The following is a 15297-nucleotide window of genomic DNA, read 5'->3' as shown; positions in this document are numbered from 1 at the left end:
ACGCTAGGGGATTGATCGGGCGGGGGGAAGTGGCGGTGGCCTCTGCCCTGCCCGCCCGGCACATGCTATGGCGGCGGCATGACACAGTGGCGCCCCCTCCCCCGCATTCGCGTGCTCGCCATCGGCCTCGCCTGGCGCGGGTCTGCCCTGCTGGCCGCCGAGGTGCGCGACGATGCCGGACGACTGAAAGGCGTGCGCCCGCCGGGCGGGGGCGTGGAGTTTGGCGAGCGCTGGGAAGAGGCGCTGGCGCGGGAATGGGCCGAGGAGTTCGGGCTGGAGGTTGCCGTGACCGGGCCGCCGGTGGTGATGGAGAACCTCTACACCCACGAGGGTGAGCAGGGGCATGAGATTGTTTTTGCCGCGCCGATCGCGCTGCCGCCGGGGCCGTTGATGGAGGCCGAGGCGGTGGAGGTGCGGGAGGACAACGGCCTGCCCTTCACGGTGCGCTGGTTCGATTTCGACGGCCTCGATGGGGCCGGGCCCGCGCTGTTCCCGACGGGGCTGAAGCCGCTGATCGCACCGCCGGGCCGGTGATCCGCGCGGCCGAAGACGCGGCCGCAGGCTGGAGATGAGGCGGCCCGGGAAAGGCGCGTCCGCCCTCCGAGGCGTCCTCGCCCGGGCGGCTTTCTCAGCGCCTCCGGGCCACTCCGGAAATCTTCACTTTTCATTTCCGATTCCGGGCCTATGATCCACCGCATGACGCACGAGCGCCGCAACCAGCCCCGGGCCATCGCCATTGCCCGCACCGAGGACGCCTCCAGGCTGCCTCTCTTCGCTGTTGCCGCCCTGCCCCTTGCTGGCCTGCTGCTTCTTCTTAGCTGCCTCTGAGCGTGCCTTTTCGGCGCGACCGCTCAGGGGTATAGACGCGCCGAAGCACCGCAACAGACCAAAAGCACAGCAAGCCAGAGAGATTTTCCGATGTCCGACGCAAACCGCGTATTGATTTTCGACACCACCCTGCGGGACGGCGAGCAATCGCCCGGCGCAACCATGTCGCACGCCGAGAAGCTGGAGATCGCCAGCCTGCTCGACGAGATGGGCGTGGATATCATCGAAGCGGGCTTCCCGATTGCCTCGGAGGGCGATTTCAACGCCGTGAGCGAGATTGCCAAGGCAGCGCAGAACGCCACGATCTGCGGCCTCGCCCGCGCGAACACCAAGGATATCGACCGCTGCTGGGAGGCGGTGAAACACGCGAAAAGCCCGCGTATTCATACCTTCATCGGCACCTCGCCGCTGCATCGCCAGATCCCGAACCTCACGCAGGACGAGATGGCCGACCGTATCCACGAGACGGTGACCCACGCCCGTAACCTCTGCGACAACGTGCAGTGGAGCCCGATGGACGCCACCCGCACCGAGTTCGACTATCTCTGCCGGGTGATCGAGATCGCGATCAAGGCGGGCGCCACCACCATCAATATCCCCGACACCGTGGGCTACACCGCCCCGCGCGAGAGCGCCGAACTGATCCGCCGCCTCATTGCAGAGGTGCCGGGCGGCGAGGATGTGGTGTTTGCCACCCATTGCCACAACGATCTGGGCATGGCGACGGCCAATAGCCTGGCCGCCGTGGAGGCGGGCGCGCGGCAGATCGAGTGCACCATCAACGGGCTGGGCGAGCGCGCGGGCAACACCGCGCTGGAAGAGGTGGTGATGGCGGTGAAGACCCGGCATGACATCATGCCCTTCACCACCGGGATCGACACCACCAAGATCATGCATATCTCCCGCCGGGTGGCCACGGTGAGCGGCTTTGCGGTGCAGCCCAACAAGGCGATCGTCGGCAAGAACGCCTTTGCCCACGAGTCCGGCATCCACCAGGACGGGATGCTGAAGAACCCCGAGAACTTCGAGATCATGCGCCCCGAGGACGTGGGCCTCAGCGCCACCAACCTGGTGATGGGCAAGCACTCGGGCCGGGCCGCGCTGCGCTCCAAGCTGGCCGAGCTGGGCTACGAGATGGGCGACAACCAGCTGAAGGACATCTTCGTGCGGTTCAAGGAATTGGCGGACCGCAAGAAGGAGGTGTTCGACGACGATCTGGTGGCGCTGATGCGCGAGGCCAGCGCCGACCCGGCGGCGGAATACCTGAAGGTGAAGTTCCTCCGCGTGATCTGCGGCACCGAGGCGCCGCAATCTGCCGATATCACCCTGACGGTGGACGGGGTGGACCAGCAGGCCACCGCCCAGGGCGACGGGCCGGTGGACGCGACCTTCAACGCGGTGAAGGCGCTCTACCCGCATAACGCGCGGCTGCAGCTCTACCAGGTGCATGCGGTGACCGAGGGCACCGACGCGCAGGCGACAGTGACGGTGCGCATGGAGGAAGACGGCGTGCTGGCCACCGGCGAGAGCGCCGACACCGACACGGTGGTGGCCTCGGCCAAGGCCTATGTCACCGCGCTGAACCGGCTGCGCGTGCGCAAGGAGAAGCTGGGCGGCAAAGACACCCGCGAAGTGAGCTACAAGGACGCGGGCTGAACCGGTCCGCGACGGCTCTGAGAGGGGCGCCCGGTCTGCTGGCCGGGGCGCCCCGTTTTCGTCATGGGGGCGAAAGGACGTCAAACGCGGGTTTGGCCGTGCCATTGGCGCGGCGCAGACCGATGGAGCCAAGGTAGGCGATAAAGCAGCGGTTCGAGAGGCCGTAGTAAGCGGCAAGCGCCTCGGCCTCGTGCGGCGCCATGTCTGACAGCCAGGTGAGCGAGACGAGCGCAATCCGAGGCGTGGCGGCGGCCGAGGCCATGAGGTTCTGGACAAAGGCGGCCTGATCGGCCTCGCTCGCGCTGCAGCCCGCGCTCGGGTAACCCGCTTCGAGCAGGTAGATCGGCAGCTCGGGTGCGACGGCGGCCAACGCCGACAGATCGGCGGAGGCCACCCCGGGGCCACGGGCCACAAACCCGGCATCCAGAGGGTAGTAGGTGACCATGAGCGCCGAACTCCGCACCAGCAGCGGTTGCCACAGCCCGGCATTGCCCGCGATGGCGCCGTGGGTCAGCTTTGTGCCGACCGGCACGCCGGGGCGCAGCCTTGCCAGCTCGGCGCGGGCCGCGGCGAGGAAGCGGGCGAACCCGGCAATCTCCTGCGGTGTTTGCAGGTGCCCATCCACCTCGTTGCCGATTGCGATTGCGAGAATGTCGGCATCCGGCATCCGGCCCAGAACGTCACGCAGGTGGGCGGCGAAGGCGGAGGTGACTCGCGGATCATCCCAGGCCAGCCCCTTGAGATCGGCGCGGCGACGGTCGGCAAGGGTGTCGATCACCGAGAAGGTCAGGGTGAGCGAGAGGCCCTGCCCCGGATACACGGCGTTGGCGATTGTCGGCCAGTCGTTTTTGGGGGCATAGCCGGGGCCATTTGGCTCAAGATCATCCCAGAATAGAGAGAGCGACGTGGCCTCGGCGCCCGCCTCCAGTGCGACAGCCATGGCGGTTCCGAAGTCTTCACCCTGTGATTGGGTAATGTCGATCGACAACACGGGCTGCGCGGTGAGCGGGCTTGCGAGGACAAGGGCCAGACAGGCGGCGCGGATCATGGGTGCGGCATTGCTCCTTGCTGCTGTGCGCCGAGGCGCGCCGTCAACGCTAGCAGCGGCCCGCTCACGCGGCAAATGCGAGCCGCGGCCCGTCAGGCCGCCGCCTCAAGGCTGCGCAGCAGCGCGCGGCGGTAGGCCTCGCGCCAGCCGCGCTGGGGTGTGCGGCAGAACCAGGTGTGCCGCAAGTCCCAGGCCCGGCTCGCGGGGTGCGCGGGATCATGGCCGAACTGGCCCTGATGTCCGCCGAGGTTGTAGACGGTCAGCTCGCCCAGCCAGAAGCGGGTGCCATCGGTCAGCAGGTCCACCCGGATGTGATCGAAATGCGCGCCGATCTCGGCGGATACATCCAGGGCCGCAGCCGCGCAGGCGGGCAGCGGCAGGCGCGGGTTGCCGCCGGTGATGTCACTCAGCCGATCGGACAGGTGCAGGCCCTGCCCGTGGTCCTCCCAGATGTCGGCCCCCATGTCACCGAACCGGTCGACGATGTGGACGAGGCGTTCGATCTGGCGACCGAAGGTGTAGATCTTCATCTCGGTGAGCGGCGCACCATCGCCCACAACCGGCTCGACGAAGAGCTGGCGCGGGATATTGAAATAGCCCCACTGCCCCACACCCCGGCCATAGCCCTTGCGCAGAAAGGCGTTGGCGCGGGCGATCACCTCGTCGCGCGGCGGGCCGTCTGGCCCGGCGAAGAGGTTGGTGCCGCAGCTGTGATTGGCCTTCACCAGCACCCTCTCGCGCAGCAGCTCCGGCGGGATGCCGGCCGCATCGGTGCCCTGCCAGAGCACCGGCGGGATCTCCAGCGGCAGGCCGAGGCCCGCAACCCAGTGCTTGCAGGCCAGCTTGTCGGTGAGGGTGACGTGGCGCGGATCGCGGTCGAAAACCTTGCGCCAGGTGAACTTGTCGTTGATGCAATCGGGCAGTGCGGTGCTGAACCGCCGGGTCACGCCGGGCTCCTGCGCGCGCAGCCAGCGCAGGATGCGGCCATGCTTCAGCCGGACCCAGGCATCGACCGCCGCGAACAGCCGTGCATCGGCGCGCGACTGTGGCTGCGGGTGGCCAAGGCGCCTGGTGAGCCTCGATGCGAACTCAGCCATGTGCCTCCGCCGCCGAAGTAGCCGCATCAAGGCTGCGCCCCAGCGCGCGCCGGTAGGCCTCTCGCCAGCCGCGCTGGGGTGTTTGCATGAACCAGCTTTGCCGCAGATCCCACGCGAGGGCGGCCGGATGCGCCGGATCGGTGCCGAACCCCAGTTGAATGCCGGCCCGGGGGTAGACTGTCAGCTCCCCCATCCACAGGTTTTCCCCATCGGTCAGGAAATCGACCCGCATGTGATCGAACCTGCCGCCAATTTCGGCGGCCAGTGTCAGGGCGCGCCCGGTGACCGAGGGCAGCGGGTATCCGAGCAGCGGGTATTGCGGCTTGAACTGGCGTTTGGTGAGCTCCGGCCCGTTGGGGCCCATGGTATAGACATCGCCCGCGCGCTCGGCATCCGGCGCCGGGCCGAGCACCGCCAGCCACAGCACCTTGCCACCATAGACGTAGCACTTGATGTCGAGCGCGGGGCCACAGAAGGACAGATCTTCTTCGATGAAGATCCTGCGGGGCACCTTGTAATAGCCCCACTGGCCCGCGCCGCGGCCATAGCCCTTTTTCAGGAAGCCACGCGCCTTGGCGAGGATCTCATCGGGCGGCGGGGCATCGGGGCCGAGGGCGATATTGCGCCCCGAGGCGTTGTTGGCCTTGAGGTGGCCGGGCCGAGAGAGGAGATCGCGCGGAATGTCCTTCGCCCGCCGCCCCGCCCAGAGGGTGCGCGGGTTGTCGATGTCAAAGCCCTCGGCCTCGATCCAGGCCTTGGTGGCAAGCTTGTCGCTGAGGGCCACGAAGCGCGGATCACGGTCGAAGAGTTTGCGCCAGGTATACTTGTCATTCAGGCAGAGCGGCAGGATGGGGCTTTGCGCGCGCCCTTCGACCCCCTCCAGGGCCTCGTTATCGGCCAGCCAGTGGAACATCCGGCGATGGACCACCCGGGCCCACCGTTCCACCGCCGCGAAGACTCGGGCATCGGAAGGCGATTGTGGGCGCAGCGGCGGGCACGGCACCTTGAGAGCTTCAAGCCTGGACATGCATCAACTCACCATCTGCGTCATTCAACTGCCGCCCCAGCGCCCTCCGATAGGCCTCGCGCCAGCCGCGCTGCGGGGTCTGCATAAACCAGCTGCGCCGCAAATCCCACAGGCAGGCGGGATATGTGCCGGGCAGGTGGCCGTCATATTCGCGAAAGCCGCCTTGGTCGTAGACGGTCAACTCACCCAGCCAGAGGTTCTGGCCGTCGGTCAGAAAATCGACCCGGAGCGCATCGAACTCCGCGCCGATCCGGGCTGCCAGATCGAGTGCCTGCGGCAGCGTGGCGGGCATCGGGCCGGTGTAACGCGCCTCGAAGTCGTGGATCGTGCCCTCATAGGGGGCCAGGCCTGCGCCCCTGTCTTCCCACATGTCGGCTCTCATGTCGCCGAAGCGATCGACCACGTGGAAGACACGCTCCACATGGCGCCCGAAGGTGTAGATCTTCAGGTCACGCAGCAGGGTGCCGCCGCCGAGGTGTTCTTCCACGAAGAGGCGGCGCGGCACGGCGGCATAGGCCCATTCGCCCGCCTCGCGGCCAAAGCCGTGGCGCAGGAAGCGGTTGGCGCGTTCCACCACCTCCTCGCGTCCGGGCTGGCCGCCGGTGATCAGGATGTTGCGGCCCGAGGCGTGGTTGGCCTTCACCACCACATCGCCCTTCAGCAGCTCCGGCGGGATGTCGCGCGCATCGGTGCCCGCCCAGAGCGTGCGCGGCACGGGCACGCCAAAACGAGCGACCCAGGGCTTGGTGGCGAGCTTGTCACAAAGCGTGACGAAGCGGGGATCATGGTCGAAGACCTTGCGCCAGAGCCACTTGTCGTTCATCCCGCGCGGCAGGGCGACGTGAAAGCGCCGCGCGATCCCCGGCTCCTGGCGGGCCGTCCAGTGCAGGGCGCGGCGGTGGCGCAGGCGGGCCCAGGCATCGACGGCGGCAAAGAGCGCGGCATCGGAGCGCCGCGACGCGTGGCTCACCCTCGGCCCCATACCACCGGCCCGGACCTGGCCACCTTGAAGCTGCGGATGAGCGCCCGCCGGTAGGCTTCGCGCCAGCCGCGCTGCGGGGTCTGCATGAACCAGCTGCGCCGCAGATCCCAGTAGCGGTTATGCGCGTTCTCCGGGTCGGCCCCGCCATGCGCGAGCAGCCCGCCGAGCGGATAGACGGTGACTTCGCCGAACCAGAGGCGGGTGCCATCGGTCATGAAATCCACCCGGATGTAATCGATCTCTCCGGCGATCTGCCGGGCTGCGTCGATGGCAGCCCCGGTGGAGGCGGGCAAGGGCAGGCACGGCGCGTCTTCAGCGGTCAGGTAGGGCTCTTCGGAGAGGGTAAGCCCGCTGCCGTCATCCTTCCAGACGTCGCCATGCGGCCTGCCGAAGCGGTCGACGATGTGGAGAACGCGCGGCACGTGGCCGCCCGCGATATAGACCTTGAGTTCGACGAGGCCGGGCGCATCTATCCGCCGTTCCACAAAGACGCGGCGCGGAATATTGCGGTATCCCCATTGGCCGGTGCTGCGCCCGTAGGGCTTGCGCAGGTGCCGGTTAATCCGGGCCGCTATCTCACCGGGTGACAGGGCGGTATCGCGCAGAAGGATGTTGGTGCCCGCGCCGTGGTTGGTTTTTACCAGCGCATCGGCCCTGAACAGCTCTGCCGGAATGGCGCGCGCATCCTCGCCGACCCAGAGCACCTCGGGGATGGCGACCTCCGGCGCGCGGGTTTGCACGATGCGCTTGGCCTCCAGCTTGTCGCAGAGCCGGGTGAAGAGCGGATCCCGGTCGAACACCTTGCGCCACAGGAACTTGTCGTTGGTGCATTTGGGAAGGGCGAGGCTGAAGCGGCGGCCCGGCGGTTGCTCGCGCTTGCGAAGCCAGCGGACGTAACGCCGGTGACGGGCGCGCGCCCAGAGCTCAACCGCCGCGAAGAGCGCGGCGTCCGTCTTCGCGGCAGGCACCGGCAGGACCGGCCTCACCCGTCGGCGCCCATTGCGGCGGCCTTCCGCCCGTTCGGTGTGAGCGCGTAGATCCCGGTCTCGACCCGCTCGAACCAGCCGTAGTGGTCATCGGCCATCATCCGGGTGGCCTTCTCGACGCCGGTGGCCCGGGCCACCTGGGCGCCCTTGCTGGGGCCATGCGCCGCAAGGTGGGCGGCGAGGCGGAGGCAATCCTGCCGGTAGGCGGTGACGAGGGTTCCAGTCCGGGCCGCGCCGCCCATGTTCGGGTCGCCCTCGCGGCGGGCGAACTCGCGCAGGAGGCGGCTCTTGCGCGGGGCGGATTTGCGCGGCTGGTAGGGGGCCGGGTCGAGCACGATCTGGCTGTGGCCGTCGGCGAGGCGCACGTAGATCAGGCCGAGGCCGAGGCGGCGGCAGAGGGTGCGGTGCTGCTTCATCGCCGCCATCCAGCGGCGGCCCGAGCCCCGGGGGACGGCGAGGTAGACGGCATCGGTGAGCGCCTGGCGGGCGATGCCCTGGTGGATGAGGGCGAGGGAGAAGGCGAGCTTCAGCTCCACCACCACCGGCTCGTCGCCCGCCCGGCAGGCCACCACATCGGCCGCCCCCACCTCACCCTTCACCTCGTAGCCCTGGGCTTCGAGGAGCGACTTGATCGGCGCGTAGAGATCCTGCTCTTTTGGTTTTGCCTCCGCCATGGCCCCAGCATAGGCGCGGGACGCGCAGGGAAAAGCCAATTGCTCCAAGCGAGCGCCCTTTACCTTGCCAGTGTTGCGCGCCCTGCCCCCGCGTATTGGCTGGCGCGCCATGGCCCCGCCAGCAGGCGCGGAAACCGCCGTCACGTAACGGAGTGCTGCAATAAGGCGCACCCGGCGGCAACTTGCCGTGACGCCCCCCTGCCCCCCTTGTCCCGCGCCCTGCCCTGCCCGTATAAGCCGAAAGTTCCACGAGGGCGGGCGAGTCGCGCCCCCATGGGCTATGGCTTGAGGGCAGGGGTAAGGTTCGAATGGCATTTCTGGGCAGTCTGTTTTCGTCTGACATGGCGATCGACCTCGGCACGGCCAATACGCTGGTTTACGTGAAGGGCCGGGGGGTTATCCTCAACGAGCCCTCCGTGGTGGCCTATCACACCAAGGGCGGGCGCAAGGAGGTGCTGGCCGTGGGCGAGGACGCCAAGCTGATGCTGGGCCGGACCCCGGGCAGCATCGAGGCGATCCGGCCGATGCGCGAAGGTGTCATCGCCGACTTCGACACCGCCGAAGAGATGATCAAGCACTTCATCCGCAAGGTGCACAAGCGCACCACCTTCACCAAGCCCAAGATCATCGTCTGCGTGCCCCATGGCGCCACCCCGGTGGAAAAGCGGGCCATTCGCCAGTCGGTGCTCAGCGCGGGCGCACGCCGCGCGGGGCTGATTGCCGAGCCCATCGCGGCGGCCATCGGCGCGGGCATGCCGATCACCGACCCGACGGGCAACATGGTTGTCGACATCGGCGGCGGGACGACCGAAGTGGCCGTGCTCAGCCTGGGCGACATCGTTTATGCCCGCTCCGTGCGCGTCGGTGGCGACCGGATGGACGAGGCCATCGTCAGCTACCTGCGGCGTCAGCATAACATCCTGATCGGCGACAGCACCGCGGAGCGGGTGAAAACCTCTATCGGCACGGCGCGCATGCCCGACGACGGGCGCGGGGCGTCCATGCAGATCCGGGGGCGCGACCTGCTGAACGGCGTGCCGAAGGAAACCGAGATCAACCAGGCGCAGGTGGCCGAGGCGCTCAGCGAGCCGGTGCAGCAGATCTGCGAGGCGGTGATGACCGCGCTGGAAACCACCCCGCCCGATCTGGCCGCCGATATCGTCGACCGGGGCGTGATGCTCACCGGCGGCGGCGCGCTCCTGGGCGAGCTGGATCTTGCGCTGCGCGAGCAGACCGGGCTTGCCGTATCGGTGGCCGACGAGTCACTCAATTGTGTGGCCCTGGGCACCGGCAAGGCGCTGGAATATGAAAAACAGCTCAGGCATGTGATAGACTACGACAGCTGAGGCGGCCCCGGCGGCACGCCTGCGCGGAAAGGCTGCCCGCTTGGCGAAGAGAGACACGAACATCGACTATGTAAGCCCGGTCAGGCGCATCCTGACCGTGGTGCTCGTGGTGCTCTGCCTTGGGCTCTTCCTGCTATGGCGCATCGACAGTCCCCGGGTGGAGCGGTTTCGCTCCAACCTGATCGACACGGTTGTGCCCTCCTTCGAATGGGCCAGCGTGCCCGCGACGAAGATGGGCAACATGGCCGACAGCTTCCAGAGCTACAACCGGCTCTACGAGCAAAACCAGGAGCTGCGCCGCGAGTTGCAGCAGATGAAGGCCTGGAAGGAAGCGGCGGTGCAGCTCGAGCAGCAGAACGCCAAGCTGCTGGCGCTGAACAACCTGCGGCTCGACCCGCGCCTGACCAGCGTTTCCGGCGTGGTCATCGCCGACTCCGGCTCGCCCTTTCGCCAGTCGGTGCTGCTCAACGTCGGCCGCCGGGACGGCATCCGCGACGGCTGGGCGGTGATGGACGGGCTCGGACTGGTGGGCCGGATCGCGGGGGTAGGCGAGCAGACCAGCCGGGTGATCCTGCTGACGGACGCCGCCAGCCGCATCCCGGTGACGGTGCAGCCCTCGGGCCAGCACGCGATGCTCGCGGGCGACAACCGTGCCGCACCGCCGCTGGATTTCATCGAAGATCGCGACACGGTGCGCCCGGGGGACCGTGTGGTGAGCTCGGGCGATGGCGGCGTGTTTCCGGCCGGGCTGGTGGTGGGCCAGCTGGTAGAGGGCCGCGACGGGCGGCTGAGGGTGCGGCTGAGTGCCGATTACGAGCGGCTCGACTTTTTGCGCGTGCTGCGCAGCCACGAGGCCGAGGTGATCGCCGATCCGGGCGGGCTGATCTTGACACCCGAAGCCACGCCCATGCCCCACCCCGAGGAGTTGAGCCAGGCCGAGGGAGGGTCCGATGAGTGAGGGCGGAAAAATCTTCCCGAAGATTTTTCCCTTCGGAAGAATTTTCTTGAAAATTCTTGGGGCTGGAAGACTTTTCACGAAAAGTCTTCGGGTCGGGCGGGTGACGCATGGTTGACCCGATCACCACCCGCATCTGGACCTATCGCGCCGCCTTTCTGGGCCTCTGCGTGCTCTTCGCCTTCTTCCGTTTGCTGCCGCTCGACACCACGGCAGGCGGCATCCCCGGCCCCGACGTGATGCTGGCGCTCACCTTTGCCTGGGTGTTGCGCCGTCCGGCCTTCGTGCCGCCGGCGCTGATCGTGGGTGTCTTCCTGCTTGCCGATCTCATCTTTCACCGCCCGCCCGGCCTCTGGGCGATGCTGGTTCTGCTGGGCAGCGAGTTTCTGCGCGCGCGGCAGGCCCTTTCGCGCGAGTTGCCCTTTCCGCTGGAGTGGGCAATGGCGGGGGTTCTCATGGTGGTGCTGATGGTGGCCAACATGGCGCTGCTGGCGCTCTTCATGGTGCCGCGCCCGCCGCTGGGCGTGGCGATGCTCCAGATGGGCATCACCATCCTCTCCTACCCGGTCGTGGTCGGGGCCTCGCACATGCTCTTCGGCCTGCGGAAGGCCGCGCCGGGCGAGGTGGATGCATTGGGGCACCGGCTGTGAGGCGGGCGCCGAAGGATACCGAGGAGAGCGTTCGCCGCATCACCCGGCGGGGCCTGCTGATGGGCGGGGCGATGGGGGGCTTTGCCACGCTGCTGGCGGCGCGGATGCGCTACATGCAGGTGGAACAGGCCGATGCCTTCCGGCTGCTGGCCGAGGAAAACCGGATCAAGTTTTCGCTGATCCCGCCGGAACGCGGGCTGATCTTTGACCGCAACGGCAAGCCGGTGGCGGAGAACGAGCAGATCTACCGCGTGGTGATCGTGCCGGAGGATGCGGGCGACATCGAGAACACGCTGGCCCGGTTGCGCAAGATCATCCCGATCACCGACGAGGAGATGGAGAAGGCGCTGGAGGAGATCCGCAAATCCTCGCCCTTCCTCGAATACACCATCGCCGACCGGCTGAGCTGGGAGCAGCTCTCGGAGGTGGCGGTGAACACCCCGGCCCTGCCGGGCATCTCGCCCGAGGTGGGCCTCTCGCGCCACTACCCGATGATGGGCGACCTTGCCCATGTGATCGGCTACGTCGGCCGTGTCAGCGATTATGATCTCAGCAAGATCGAAGACCCGGACCCGCTGCTGAAACTGCCGCAGTTCCAGATCGGCAAGACCGGGGTGGAGAGCAAGTGGGAGGAGCCGCTGCGCGGCAAGGCGGGCAACCGCCGGATCGAGGTGAACGCGAGCGGGCGGGTGATGCGCGAGCTGGACCGGCAGCAAGGCCAGTCGGGCGTGGACCTTCAGGTGACCATCGACAGCCAGTTGCAGAATTTCGTGCAGGCGCGGCTCGGCGATGAGAGCGCGGCAGCCATGGTGATGGATGTCACCAACGGCGACCTTCTGGCCATCGGCTCTACCCCCTCCTTCGACCCCAACCTCTTTGTGCGCGGCATCTCGGTGGCCGACTACCGCACGCTGACGGAGGATGACCATCGCCCGCTCGCCAACAAGGCGGCGCAGGGCCTCTACCCGCCGGGCTCGACCTTCAAGATGGTCACCGCGCTGGCGGCGGTGGAAGCGGGCGTGGTGACGGCGGGCGAAACCTTCTATTGCCCGGGCCACAAGGAGGTGTCGGGCCGTCGCTTTCACTGCTGGAAGCGCTCGGGCCACGGCTGGGTGGATCTGGACACCTCGCTCCAGCAGAGCTGCGATGTCTATTACTACGAGCTGGCGCTGAAGGCGGGGATCGAGAATATCTCGGCGATGGCGAAGAAGCTCGGCATCGGGGTGCGCCACGACGTGCCGATGAGCGCGGTGGCCGAGGGGATCGCCCCCAACATGGCCTGGAAGCAGGAGCGCTATGATCAGAGCTGGGTGGTGGGCGACAGCCTGAACGCCTCAATCGGCCAGGGCTATGTGCTGGCCTCGCCGCTGCAATTGGTGGTCATGGCCTCGCGGCTGGCCAGCGGCACCCGGATCGAGCCGCGCCTGGTCAAATCGGTGGATGGCCGGGAGGCCGAGGTGAAGGGGCTGGAACCGCTGGATATTTCGCCCACCGCACTGCAACAGGTGCGCAAGGGCATGTACAACGTGGTCAACTCGAGCCGGGGCACTGCACGGGGCAGCCGGATCGTGGCCGAGGGCATGACCATGGCCGGCAAGACCGGCACCAGCCAGGTGCGCTCGGTGGTGGTGCGCAACCAGGATGTGCCCTGGGAGCAGCGCGACCATGCGCTGTTTGTCGCCTTCGCGCCCTACGACAACCCGAAATACGCGGTCTCGGTCGTGGTGGAGCATGGCGGCGGCGGTTCGGCGGTGGCCGCGCCGATTGCGCGCGACGTCATGCTCCAGGCGCTCTACGGTGGGCTGCCCCCGATGGAGGCCTACCCCAAGGCCAGCCGCTGGCAGGTGGAACAGATGCGCAAGGATCTGAAACTGCGCGAAGACCTGCAGAAGCAGGCCAGCGACAGGGCGTGACGGGGCCATGAGTTATCTGGAGTATAACCGCGAGACGGTGCCGACGGGCTTCAGCAAGGTGCTCTATGTCAACTGGGCACTGGTCGTGCTGCTCGTGGCTGTCTGCGCGGTGGGCTTCCTGATGCTGTTCTCGGTGGCGGGCGGCTCGCTCAGCCCCTGGGCGGAGCCGCAGATGAAGCGCTTTGCCCTCGGGCTGGTGATGATGTTCATCGTCGCCATGGTGCCGATCTACTTCTGGCGCAACATGGCGCTGCTGGCCTATCTCGGCTCGCTCCTCCTGCTTGTTTTCGTTGAACTCTTCGGCGACGTCGGCATGGGGGCGCAGCGCTGGATCGACCTTGGCTTCATGCGGCTCCAGCCCTCGGAGGTGGCCAAGATCACCCTGGTGATGCTGCTCGCCGCCTATTACGACTGGCTCGACGTGGGAAAGACATCGCGTCCGCTCTGGGTGATCCTGCCGGTTCTCATCATCCTCGTGCCCACCGCGCTGGTGCTTAAGCAGCCCGACCTCGGCACGGCGCTGCTACTCATCGTCGGCGGGGCCATGGTTATGTTCTGCGCCGGGGTGCACTGGCTCTACTTTGCGGTGGTCATCGCTTCGGGCGTGGGGCTGGTGACCACGGTTCTGGCCTCGCGCGGGACGCCCTGGCAGCTGCTGAAGGACTACCAGTTTCGCCGGATCGACACCTTTCTCGACCCGGAGAGCGACCCTCTGGGCGCGGGCTATCACATCACCCAATCCAAGATCGCCCTTGGCTCGGGCGGCTGGACAGGGCGTGGACTCATGGAGGGAACGCAAAGCCGCCTGAACTTCCTGCCCGAGAAGCACACCGACTTCATCTTTACCACGCTGGCCGAGGAGTTCGGCTTTGTGGGAGGCGTGTCGCTGCTGGTGCTCTACGTGCTGATCCTCGCCTTCTGCATCGTTTCGGCGCTGAAGAACCGCGATCGGTTCAGCTCGCTGCTGATCCTCGGCATCGCGGGCACCTTCTTCCTGTTCTTCGCGGTGAACATGAGCATGGTGATGGGCCTTGCGCCGGTGGTCGGCGTGCCGCTGCCGCTGGTGAGCTATGGCGGTTCGGCGATGATCGTGCTGCTGGGGGCCTTCGGGCTGGTGCAGAGCGCGCATATTCACCGGCCGCGCGGACGGGGGTAGCTCTTCGGCGCCTTGCCTTGCGGCGCGGCGGCTCATCGCATGTGTGGTTGGCGGCGGCGCGGCGGGCGGATAGGGTCTGCCCATGACGCTGAACATCCTCTTCTCCGCCCGCCCGAAGTTCTGGAAGAAATACGAAGCCCCGCTGCCCCGTGCCCTGGCCGAGGCCGGGATTGACGCGCGGGTGTTTCAGCCCGGCGAGGTGGCGGCGGAAGATGTGGATTACATCGTCTTTGCGCCCAACGGGCCGGTGGAGGATTTTGCGCCCTTCGTCAAAGCCAAGGCGGCGCTGAGCCTTTGGGCCGGGGTGGAGAGCATCGTGGGCAACGAGACGCTGGCGATGCCGCTGGCGCGGATGGTCGACACTTCGCTGACCGAGGGCATGGTGGAATGGGTGACGGGGCAGGTGCTGCGGCACCATCTGGGCCTCGACCGGCACACCGTGAACCCGGAACACGAGTGGAAATTCGTCATCCCGCCGCTCGCGCGCGACCGGGTGGTGACGGTGCTGGGCACAGGGGCGCTTGGCACCGCCTGCGCCGAGGCGCTGGTGGCGCTGAACTTCAAGGTCCGGGGCTGGTCGCGGAGTGCGAAGGAGATCGCCGGGGTCGAGAGCTTCTCGGGCGAGGACGGGCTGTTGGCAGCTTTGACCGGGGCCGAGATCGTCGTGCTGCTGTTGCCCGACACGCCCGCGACGGAGAACGTGATGGACGCGCGCGCCTTTGCGGCGATGGCGGAGGGGGGATTTGTCATCAACCCCGGGCGCGGGCCGCTGATCGACGATGCGGCTCTGCTTGCGGCGCTGGACTCCGGGCAGCTGGCCCATGCGACGCTGGATGTGTTCCGCGAGGAGCCGCTGCCGAAGGGGCATGTCTTCTGGACGCATCCCAAGGTGACGGTGACGGCGCATACCGCCTCGGAAACCCGGCCATGGAGTGCGAGCCAGGCGGTGGCGGAGAATATTCGGCGCGCGGAAGCCGGG

At 67.5% G+C, this 15297-nt stretch carries 15 protein-coding genes; 9 read left to right on the top strand and 6 right to left on the bottom strand.

Going from position 1 to position 15297, the window contains the following annotated elements; all coding sequences use genetic code 11:
• The first annotated feature begins 78 nt into the window (after positions 1 to 78).
• From DYI42_RS20305 to DYI42_RS20300, 3 genes are all read left to right on the top strand, one after another.
• Complete coding sequence (locus DYI42_RS20305) at positions 79 to 534, top strand: NUDIX hydrolase (RefSeq protein WP_213548465.1); 456 nt, start codon at positions 79 to 81, stop codon at positions 532 to 534.
• A 162-nt stretch (positions 535 to 696) separates the two neighbouring features.
• A complete protein-coding gene (locus DYI42_RS24520) occupies positions 697 to 828 on the top strand; it encodes a hypothetical protein (RefSeq protein ID WP_274608844.1) in 132 nt (43 codons plus the stop codon).
• A 90-nt stretch (positions 829 to 918) separates the two neighbouring features.
• Positions 919 to 2484 carry a 2-isopropylmalate synthase gene (locus DYI42_RS20300; RefSeq protein WP_213548463.1) on the top strand — a complete coding sequence of 522 codons (1566 nt, stop codon included), beginning with the start codon at positions 919 to 921 and terminating at the stop codon, positions 2482 to 2484.
• A 61-nt stretch (positions 2485 to 2545) separates the two neighbouring features.
• Here the strand turns inward: DYI42_RS20300 and DYI42_RS20295 are convergent, their stop codons facing one another.
• The 6 genes from DYI42_RS20295 to DYI42_RS20270 form a co-directional block, all read right to left on the bottom strand.
• Positions 2546 to 3532, bottom strand: a complete 987-nt coding sequence (locus DYI42_RS20295) for a hypothetical protein (protein ID WP_213548461.1) — start codon at positions 3530 to 3532, stop codon at positions 2546 to 2548.
• Between the two features lie 92 nt (positions 3533 to 3624).
• Positions 3625 to 4629, bottom strand: coding sequence for an ATP-grasp fold amidoligase family protein (locus tag DYI42_RS20290; RefSeq protein WP_213548460.1), 1005 nt, complete (start codon positions 4627 to 4629; stop codon positions 3625 to 3627).
• A complete protein-coding gene (locus DYI42_RS20285; RefSeq protein ID WP_213548459.1) occupies positions 4622 to 5575 on the bottom strand; it encodes an ATP-grasp fold amidoligase family protein in 954 nt (317 codons plus the stop codon). The genes DYI42_RS20290 and DYI42_RS20285 overlap by 8 nt, the downstream gene beginning before the upstream one ends.
• A 67-nt stretch (positions 5576 to 5642) precedes the next feature.
• Positions 5643 to 6626, bottom strand: a complete 984-nt coding sequence (locus tag DYI42_RS20280) for an ATP-grasp fold amidoligase family protein (RefSeq protein ID WP_213548458.1) — start codon at positions 6624 to 6626, stop codon at positions 5643 to 5645.
• Positions 6623 to 7624, bottom strand: a complete 1002-nt coding sequence (locus DYI42_RS20275; protein ID WP_213548457.1) for an ATP-grasp fold amidoligase family protein — start codon at positions 7622 to 7624, stop codon at positions 6623 to 6625. The genes DYI42_RS20280 and DYI42_RS20275 overlap by 4 nt, the downstream gene beginning before the upstream one ends.
• The gene (locus DYI42_RS20270) at positions 7621 to 8298 is read right to left on the bottom strand and encodes a DUF2161 domain-containing phosphodiesterase (protein WP_213548456.1); all 678 of its coding nucleotides are present in this window, start codon (positions 8296 to 8298) and stop codon (positions 7621 to 7623) included. The genes DYI42_RS20275 and DYI42_RS20270 overlap by 4 nt, the downstream gene beginning before the upstream one ends.
• A gap of 308 nt (positions 8299 to 8606) precedes the next feature.
• Between DYI42_RS20270 and DYI42_RS20265 the strand changes: the two genes are divergently transcribed.
• From DYI42_RS20265 to DYI42_RS20240, 6 genes are all read left to right on the top strand, one after another.
• The gene (locus DYI42_RS20265) at positions 8607 to 9644 is read left to right on the top strand and encodes a rod shape-determining protein (protein WP_213548455.1); all 1038 of its coding nucleotides are present in this window, start codon (positions 8607 to 8609) and stop codon (positions 9642 to 9644) included.
• Between the two features lie 40 nt (positions 9645 to 9684).
• Positions 9685 to 10602, top strand: coding sequence for a rod shape-determining protein MreC (gene mreC, locus DYI42_RS20260; protein ID WP_213548453.1), 918 nt, complete (start codon positions 9685 to 9687; stop codon positions 10600 to 10602).
• Between the two features lie 107 nt (positions 10603 to 10709).
• Positions 10710 to 11249, top strand: a complete 540-nt coding sequence (locus DYI42_RS20255) for a rod shape-determining protein MreD (protein ID WP_213548451.1) — start codon at positions 10710 to 10712, stop codon at positions 11247 to 11249.
• Positions 11246 to 13162, top strand: a complete 1917-nt coding sequence (mrdA, locus tag DYI42_RS20250) for a penicillin-binding protein 2 (RefSeq protein ID WP_213548449.1) — start codon at positions 11246 to 11248, stop codon at positions 13160 to 13162. The genes DYI42_RS20255 and mrdA overlap by 4 nt, the downstream gene beginning before the upstream one ends.
• 7 nt (positions 13163 to 13169) lie before the next feature.
• Entirely contained in the window at positions 13170 to 14318 is a 1149-nt protein-coding gene (rodA, locus tag DYI42_RS20245) for a rod shape-determining protein RodA (protein ID WP_213548446.1), read from the top strand.
• A gap of 82 nt (positions 14319 to 14400) precedes the next feature.
• On the top strand, positions 14401 to 15297 hold an 897-nt coding region (locus tag DYI42_RS20240; protein WP_213548444.1), incomplete at its 3' end, for a 2-hydroxyacid dehydrogenase.

The organism is Vannielia litorea, from assembly GCF_018424695.1.
Lineage (GTDB): Bacteria > Pseudomonadota > Alphaproteobacteria > Rhodobacterales > Rhodobacteraceae > Vannielia > Vannielia litorea_A.
Note: the sequence above shows the minus strand (reverse complement) of the source record. Positions and strands in the feature narration are given on the sequence as shown.